Below are 6,914 nucleotides of genomic sequence, written 5' to 3'. Positions count from 1 at the left end.
ATCTCTTCCTCGTCGCAAATAAGCGTTCCGGGCGGATTGAGCAAATCCCCCATTCCGGGCGCGTCGGGATCGTCGAAGGACGACCGCACGAAAGTACGCACCCTGTGCACCATGGCAAGCTCGACCGAGCGTACCTGCAGGACCTTGGCGCCGAGAGAGGCCATTTCAAGCATTTCCTCGAAGGAAATCTTGGCCAGCCGCCGCGCTTTCGGCTCGATGCGCGGGTCTGTGGTGTAGACCCCATCGACATCGGTGTAGATGTCGCAGCGGTCGGCCTTGACCGCCGCCGCGATGGCGACAGCACTGGTGTCGGAACCGCCGCGGCCGAGCGTGGCGATGCGATTGTCCGGGCCGATGCCCTGAAAGCCGGCGACCACCGCCACCTGGCCCTCGCCGAAGCGCTTGATCAGGAACGCGCCGTCAATGTCGAGAATGCGCGCCGCGCCATGCGCATTGTCGGTCTTGATCGGGATCTGCCAGCCTTGCCAGGAGCGGGCATGGACGCCCATGTTCTGCAGCGCGATCGCCAGCAGGCCGGCGGTCACCTGCTCGCCGGAGGCGACGACGACGTCATATTCGCGCGCATCGTGCATGGGCGAGGCTTCGCGCGTCCACTGCACGAGCTCGTTGGTCTTGCCGGCCATCGCCGAGACGACCACCGCAACCTCATGGCCGGCATCGACCTCGCGTTTGACATGGCGCGCCACATTGCGGATGCGGGCGATGTCGGCGACGGAGGTTCCGCCGAATTTCATCACGATGCGCGCCATGGAAGCGAAATGCCTTTGACTAGGTGCCGGACCGGCGCCCGAATAACGGAAAGGGAGCGCCCGCCTGGGCCGGTCGCCGAATTCGCGGCCTCCTTAGCCAAATGCTACGGGTTTCGCAAGGCGTGCCGCCGCTTGCCCTGGGCGACGAAGGCGACACACGAGCGCAACGCGCGTACCCGCATACCTGTCGCATAGGCGCAACGGGCAACAGTCGAAATTTGCTGCCTTGACATTCGCTGGCTCTCGACCGACTTCCTAACGTTCGAGGAGACCACACGATGCCAGAACCCCGACGATCGACGATCGATGCCGGAGAAGTGGAGCGCTTTTCCGCCCTTGCCGCCGAATGGTGGAATCCGAACGGCAAATTCCGCCCGCTGCACAAGTTCAATCCGATCCGGCTTGCCTATATACGCGACCAGGTGGCGGCGCGCTTCGGCCGCGACCCGCGTGCGGCGCGGCCGTTCGAGGGCCTGCGCTTCCTCGACATCGGCTGCGGCGGCGGGCTGTTGTGCGAGCCGATGGCGCGGCTTGGCGCCGAAGTGGTCGGCGCCGACGCATCGGCCACCAACATCGAAGTGGCCAAGCTGCATGCGGCGGAGGTCGGCGTGACGGTGGATTACCGTGCCACGACGGCGGAGGATCTGGCTGAAGCCGGCGAGAAATTCGACGTCATCCTCAACATGGAAGTGGTCGAGCATGTTGCCGACATCGACTTGTTCGTGGCCAAATGCGGCGACATGCTTAAGCCCGGCGGCATCATGTTCGTCGCCACCATCAACCGCACACTGAAGGCCCTGGGCCTGGCCATTATCGGCGCCGAATATGTGCTGCGCTGGTTGCCGCGCGGCACCCACCAGTTCGGCAAGCTGGTGCGGCCAGACGAGCTGGAAAAGGCGATAACCGGCGCTGGCCTGACCATCATCGACCGCACCGGCGTCACCTACAATCCGCTCGCCGACCGCTGGCAGCGGTCGAAGGATATGGACGTCAACTACATGGTGCTGGCGGAGAAGGCACCCGCCTGAACTTTCTCACGAACGTCTGAACCTTCTCACGCCGCCACCTTCTCACCCGCCTTTGTGGTGATCTGGCTTTGCGCTTTGGTGGTGATGAACACGCCGGCGATGATGATGGCAGCACCCGCCCAGGTCAGCAATCGATAGTGCTCGCCGAGAAACATAGTGCCGGCAAACAATCCGACCGCAGCCGCGACATAGCCGATCTGGCTGAGGTAGACCGGGCCGCCGACCGCCTGCAGCCGGAAGAAGAAGACGAACATCGCCGCGGCTGACGCGACCTGCCCGACGACCACCATTGGCACGCCGCCGACCAGGGCGAGCGAACCGCCGCCCTGCAGCGTGAAGATACCGCAAAGAAGCAGCGCAGCCGATGCCAGATGGCTGCCGACGGCAAGCTCGATCGGTCCGGTCCCTTCCGGCCAGTCGACCGTGCGGTAGATGTTGCCGGCGGCAAGGCTGACCGGGATGAGCAGCCCCACCGCCACCCAGAAAAATTCGGCCGGTTGGCCGGCCTCGCCGCGCGTCCCCGCCACCATCACCGCACCAAGGAAGCCGACGGCAATGCCGACGACACCAAGCAGATTGGGGCGCCGAACGCCGAGCAGGATCGAAAACACCAGGGTAACCACTGGCGACAGCGTGAACATGATACCGGTATAGCCGGCGCCGAGATGCGGAATGGCCGAGAACATCAAGAGATTGGGGAATGCATAGGACACCGCCGCGGTGACGACGAAGTAACGCAGCCTGTGCGGGGTGAGCCGGATGCGTTGCCCGCGCAGAAGCATGGCGCACAAAAGCACACCGCCGGCGCCGAGCGAAATGACGAGGGCCCAGACCATGGCCGAAACGCCGGCCGCCGTGGCGATCTTGCCGAACGGCAGCGTCAGGCCGAGCAGGCCGCCGGTGACGACCAAAAGGCCGGGCGCTGAATCCCAGAGAAATTTCATAACGGCACCTTATTGTCTTTGCAGCTCTTGGCGAGCAATGCGTCTTGAGATAAGATAACGGAAAGATTCTTAACGTCAAGATACTTAGGTGAGATAGATGGATCGCGCCGCGAAAGCCATCGAGCAGTGGAAAAAAGAACGGCCGGATCTGGATGTTTCTCCGATGGCCGTGCTTGGACGGTTGAACGAAGCCTCGTCGCTGATTGCACGAGAGCGCCTCGCTCCGCTGTTTGCCCGTTTCGGACTGCAATCCGGGGAATTCGATGTGCTGGCGACGCTGCGCCGTTCCGGGTCGCCTTACGCGCTGACGCCAACTGCCCTCTACGAAGCGACGATGGTGACGTCGGGCGCCATGACCAACCGGCTCGATCGGCTGGAGAAGGCCGGCTTGATCCTGCGCGGTCCGCACCCCAACGATCGGCGCGGGATCGTCGTGCAGTTGAGCGGAAAAGGTCTCGCATTGGTCGATGAGGCGGTCACTGCCCACGTCGCCAACGAGCACGAGATACTTTCCGGTCTGACGCGCACCGAACAAGAGACGCTTGCTCGCCTGCTGGGGAAATTGATAGGGAGCGTCAGCTAGCCTGTCAGTTCCGCTCGTCCGGGAAGCTTGGAATCGGCATGAATTCAACGCCTTCCTCGGCCAGACTCTTCGCCTCCTCTAGCGTCGCCTCGCCATAGATGCCGCGCGGATCGCTCTCGCCGAAATGGATCTTGCGCGCTTCCTCGGCAAACTTGTCGCCGACATAGTCGGCGTTCTCGCGCACCTTCTCGGCCATCGCCTTCAATTGCGCCAACGCCTGCTTCTGGGCCTCGCCCATAGCTAGTGCGATCTTCTCCTGCTTGCGACCGGTGGAGACGGCTGGCGCCATCAACGCCTTCTCGACCTTGTGCGAGCCGCAGGTCGGGCAATCGACGAAGCCACGCTTCTTCTGGGTGTCGAAATCGTCGTTGCTGCGAAACCAGCCCTCGAATTCGTGCTCGTGCTCGCAGATCAGAGAAAACCGGATCAAGATGCCGCACCCCTGAGTGGCAGTGCCTCAGCCTGTCCGCCGTTTACGGCAAAATCCCGCGCATTCTTCAGGTTTGGGATCTTCTTGCGTGCGGCGGCCGACTGCGCTGGGTCGATCTCAGCGATGATCACCGCCGGTTCGTCATGTGCCGCTTCGGCGACGATGCGGCCCCAGGGATCGACGACCAGCGAATGGCCATAGGTCTCGCGGCCGTCCTCGTGCAGTCCGCCTTGCGCCGCGGCAACGACATAGGCGCCGTTCTCGATGGCGCGCGCCCGCAGTAGCACATGCCAGTGCGCCTCGCCGGTCTGGCGGGTGAAGGCGGCGGGCACTGAAAGCAGGTCGGCGCCGGCCAGCGCCTCGGCGCGGAAGAGCTGCGGAAAGCGCAGATCGTAGCAGACGGCGAAACCCAGCCTCGCACCATCAATCCCGGCGCCGCTGATCTCCGTGACGACGGCCTGGGTGCCCGGCTCGTAGGCGGCGGATTCGCGCCAGCTTTCGCCATTGTCGAGATCGACGTCGAACATGTGGATCTTGTCGTAGGTGGCAATCGTCGCGCCGTCCGGCCCGAACAGAAGCGCGCGATTGGCGAGCTTGCCGTCGGCACGCAGGATGGCGGTCGAGCCGATATGCAGGAAGATCCCAAGGTCTTTCGCCAGCTTCCGCGAAGTCGAGACGATGATGTCCTTGTCCTCGGAGGTGAAGGAGGCGGCCCGCGCTTGGCTGTCACGGACCAGCGCACCGGTCATTTCCGGTGACTGGATATAGGTCGCGCCGAGACCCGCCGCCTCGCACACCAGCCGCTCCAGATCGACCGCGTTGCGCTCGGGGCCGGTGCCCGAACGCATCTGGATCGCCGCCGCCTTGAAAGCACCCATCGTCATGTCCTCAATTCGTCGAGCCATTGGCGAGCAGACTGTCCAGCCGGCCCTCTGCCTCCAGTTCATGGAGATCGTCGCAGCCGCCGACATGCGTATCGCCGATGAATATCTGCGGAAAGGTCGAGCGGCCATTCGCGCGGGAAATCATTTCCCGGCGCAGTTCCGGCGAGAAGGAGGCGTCGTGCTCGGTGTAGACAACGCCCTTGCGCTCGAGCAGCCGCTTGGCCGCCACGCAATAGCCGCACATCATCCGTGTATAGATCGTCACGTCGACCATCGGTCAGCAATCCTGCCTTTCTTCAATCTATATAGTCGCGGACTCGTCGGCCCGAAAGTCCCCCGGCAGCACGCGCGCAAAGGTCAGCACGTCGACGGTCCCGGCACCGCCCTTCTTCAGAGCCTTGGCGACCGCGCGGACAGTGGCGCCGGTGGTATAGACATCGTCGATCAAGAGCACCCGGCGGCCGGCGATCTCGATCTCGGCCTCCTCAGACACTCTGAATGCGGCACGCACATTCTCCTCGCGTTCCCGCCGCTCCAGCCCGACCTGCTGGCGGGTGAGTTTGACGCGCCTGACCGCGGAGGGCGCAAAAGGCAGGCCGCCAAGTTGCGATACCGCCCTTGCCAGTTCCGCCGACTGGTTGAACTGGCGCCTGAAAAAACGCCGCCAGTGCAGCGGCACCGGCACGACCAGATCGGCTTCCGCGATCAGTTCGGCACCGGCGCGCACCATCCAGCGCGCCATCCACGGCGCCAGGTCGGTGCGATCCTGGTATTTCAACCCTTGCACCATCTGGCGGGCGACACCGGAGTAAGCGACCGCGGCCCGCGCGCGCTCGAACGGCGGCGGGTCGGCGATCGCCTCGGCCGACAGGAACCCCTCGCCCATGTGATGGATGAACGGCGTGCCCATCACCGGGCACCATGGCCGCTCCAGGAGCCTGAGCTTCGGCCAGCAGGCGCCGCACAGCACGCCGGGCTGCGAGACATGCCGTCGGCAGCCGGCGCAAACCGGCGGAAACAGGATGCGCGCCGGCCAGTCCAATGCGTTTCGAGCGATACTCTTGATATCTGGCATTGGATCGGCCACGTGGTTGCTCCCCCGCCACCCTATATCAGACAGCGGAAACCAGGAACCGTCAGTTGCAACCTATAGTGGACACTTCTCTCTGGCTGGCGCACAAGCGCCGGGCGCTCGCCCGACCGACTGCCGGCGCGGATTTCCTGATGCGGCGGGCGGCCGAGGAGCTTGCCGAACGGCTGGGCGCCGTCGAGCGCAAATTCGACAGAGCGGCCGTGCTGTTTTGCCAGACGCGAGCGGCGGTCGACGTGCTCGCGGCAAGCGGCAAGGTTACGGACATCATAAGAGTGGAGGCGGACGCTATGTTCCTGGGCGATGCCGCCGGACTGGTGGCGCCGCTGGAGACCGTGCCGTTCGAGCCAGAAAGCCTCGACCTCGCCGTGTCTCTTTTGTCCCTTCAGGCAATGAACGACATTCCCGGCATGCTGGTGCAGATCCGCCGCGCCCTGAAGCCGGATGGTCTGTTCCTCGGCGCTTTTGCCGGCGCCGGTACGCTTTCCGAGCTGCGCGAAAGCCTGCTCGCCGCCGAGACCGAACTTTACGGCGGCGCCAGCCCGCGCGTTATCCCGTTCACCGATGTGCGCGACGCCGGCGCGCTTTTGCAACGCGCCGGCATGGCCTTGCCCGTCGCCGATGTCGAGACGGTGACGGTGCGCTACGATTCGCTGTTCGGCCTGATGGCGGACCTGCGGGCGATGGGCGAGACCAGCGCGCTCATCGACCGCAGCAGGCGACCGGGCACACGAAGGCTGTTTGCCCGCGTCGCCGAAATCTACGCCGAGCGGTTTTCGGATGCCGATGGTCGCATCAGGGCGAGTTTTCCGATCGTCTGGATGTCAGGCTGGGCGCCCGACGCCTCGCAGCAAAAACCGCTGAAGCCGGGCTCGGCGAAAATATCGCTGAAGACGATACTGGAAAATCCCGGCGGGCGTTGACCGGATTTCTGTCGACCGGACTTTTATGGATGCTGGTGGCCGGTCGCGATCACTGCGCGAAAGCGTTCACAAGCCTGCTGGAATTGTCGCTGAACAGCCACGCCATTGCGTCAGCCGCCTGGCCGATGCCGCCTATGATGGCAAGCGACAGCACGGTCACGATCAGCCCATATTCGATGGCCGTCGCGCCGGTCTCGTCTTCCAAAAATCGTTGCAGCAATATTTTCATGGCCGTCGATCCCGCTTGCCGAAACCCTAGCGC

The 6,914-nt window shown here is 64.1% G+C and carries 10 protein-coding genes; 3 read left to right on the top strand and 7 right to left on the bottom strand.

Annotated features, from left to right (window positions below):
• Positions 1–770, bottom strand: a 770-nt coding sequence (locus tag EOA85_RS23070) for an aspartate kinase (RefSeq protein ID WP_127211299.1), incomplete at its 3' end; no start/stop codon positions are given.
• Between the two features lie 278 nt (positions 771–1,048).
• Here EOA85_RS23070 and ubiG point away from each other — a divergent pair.
• The gene (gene ubiG / locus EOA85_RS23065; RefSeq protein WP_127211298.1) at positions 1,049–1,798 is read left to right on the top strand and encodes a bifunctional 2-polyprenyl-6-hydroxyphenol methylase/3-demethylubiquinol 3-O-methyltransferase UbiG; all 750 of its coding nucleotides are present in this window, start codon (positions 1,049–1,051) and stop codon (positions 1,796–1,798) included.
• A gap of 26 nt (positions 1,799–1,824) precedes the next feature.
• On the opposite strand, the gene EOA85_RS23060 is transcribed toward ubiG, so the two are convergent.
• A complete protein-coding gene (locus EOA85_RS23060) occupies positions 1,825–2,742 on the bottom strand; it encodes a DMT family transporter (protein WP_127211297.1) in 918 nt (305 codons plus the stop codon).
• Between the two features lie 97 nt (positions 2,743–2,839).
• On the opposite strand from EOA85_RS23060, the gene EOA85_RS23055 reads away from it, so the two are divergent.
• A complete protein-coding gene (locus EOA85_RS23055; RefSeq protein ID WP_127211296.1) occupies positions 2,840–3,325 on the top strand; it encodes a MarR family transcriptional regulator in 486 nt (161 codons plus the stop codon).
• A 4-nt stretch (positions 3,326–3,329) separates the two neighbouring features.
• Here EOA85_RS23055 and EOA85_RS23050 read toward each other — a convergent pair whose 3' ends face one another.
• The 4 genes from EOA85_RS23050 to EOA85_RS23035 are packed head-to-tail and all read right to left on the bottom strand — an operon-like array spanning position 3,330 to position 5,726.
• Positions 3,330–3,755: a DUF1178 family protein gene (locus EOA85_RS23050; RefSeq protein ID WP_065008460.1), complete on the bottom strand. Its 426-nt coding sequence runs from the start codon at positions 3,753–3,755 to the stop codon at positions 3,330–3,332.
• Positions 3,752–4,633 (bottom strand): carbon-nitrogen hydrolase family protein, encoded by an 882-nt coding sequence (locus tag EOA85_RS23045; RefSeq protein WP_127211295.1) that lies wholly within the window; start codon positions 4,631–4,633, stop codon positions 3,752–3,754. Before EOA85_RS23045 ends, EOA85_RS23050 begins: the two co-directional genes overlap by 4 nt.
• Before the next feature lie 10 nt (positions 4,634–4,643).
• On the bottom strand, positions 4,644–4,913 hold the full coding sequence (gene grxC, locus EOA85_RS23040; RefSeq protein ID WP_127211294.1) for a glutaredoxin 3: 270 nt from the start codon (positions 4,911–4,913) through the stop codon (positions 4,644–4,646).
• 27 nt (positions 4,914–4,940) lie between these two features.
• Positions 4,941–5,726: a ComF family protein gene (locus tag EOA85_RS23035; RefSeq protein ID WP_127211293.1), complete on the bottom strand. Its 786-nt coding sequence runs from the start codon at positions 5,724–5,726 to the stop codon at positions 4,941–4,943.
• 53 nt (positions 5,727–5,779) lie between these two features.
• Between EOA85_RS23035 and EOA85_RS23030 the strand changes: the two genes are divergently transcribed.
• On the top strand, positions 5,780–6,652 hold the full coding sequence (locus EOA85_RS23030) for a methyltransferase domain-containing protein (protein ID WP_127211292.1): 873 nt from the start codon (positions 5,780–5,782) through the stop codon (positions 6,650–6,652).
• A gap of 49 nt (positions 6,653–6,701) precedes the next feature.
• On the opposite strand, the gene EOA85_RS23025 is transcribed toward EOA85_RS23030, so the two are convergent.
• Complete coding sequence (locus EOA85_RS23025) at positions 6,702–6,881, bottom strand: Flp family type IVb pilin (protein WP_127211291.1); 180 nt, start codon at positions 6,879–6,881, stop codon at positions 6,702–6,704.
• Positions 6,882–6,914 lie beyond the last annotated feature (33 nt).

Origin of the sequence: Mesorhizobium sp. M5C.F.Ca.IN.020.29.1.1 (genome assembly GCF_003997375.1) — a bacterium.
Classification (GTDB): domain Bacteria; phylum Pseudomonadota; class Alphaproteobacteria; order Rhizobiales; family Rhizobiaceae; genus Mesorhizobium; species Mesorhizobium wenxiniae.
This window is presented reverse-complemented; position numbering and strand designations above follow the sequence as displayed.